Here is a 382-nt window from a genome sequence, read left to right as displayed (position 1 = left end):
GGCGGAGCGGGTGCGCGCCAGCCGGCGGACGCGACCGGCACCGGGGTGGCCTTCGCGCTGGATGCGCTGAGCTTCGCCGTCTCCGGCTGGATGCTCGGCCGGGTGCGGACGCGGCCAGCGGCCGGGCAGACGCCACCGGCCGGCGCCGTGGCGCGCTCCATCGGCGAGGGCCTGGCCCATGCCTGGCACGACCGGCCGCTGCGCACCTGCTTCCTCTACTGGGGGCTGCTGTCGGTGCTGGTGATGCTGCTGGCCGCCAACCCGCTGGGCCGCTTCATCGACGCCAACCCGACCGTGAAGATGCTGGCCCTGGCCTTCATCCTGATGATCGGTGCGGTGCTGATCCTGGACGGCCTGGACGTGCACGTGCCCAAGCCCTACA

General features: G+C 73.3%; 1 protein-coding gene. It reads left to right on the top strand.

Features of this window, described 5'->3' with window-relative positions:
- Positions 1-45: 45 nt before the first annotated feature.
- On the top strand, positions 46-382 hold a 337-nt coding region (locus FJV41_RS56780), incomplete at its 3' end, for a TerC family protein (protein WP_497812697.1).

Origin of the sequence: Myxococcus llanfairpwllgwyngyllgogerychwyrndrobwllllantysiliogogogochensis (genome assembly GCF_006636215.1) — a bacterium.
In the GTDB taxonomy this organism is placed as follows: domain Bacteria; phylum Myxococcota; class Myxococcia; order Myxococcales; family Myxococcaceae; genus Myxococcus; species Myxococcus llanfairpwllgwyngyllgogerychwyrndrobwllllantysiliogogogochensis.
The sequence above is the reverse complement of the archived record's forward strand: the minus strand, read 5'-3'. Positions and strand labels throughout refer to the sequence as shown.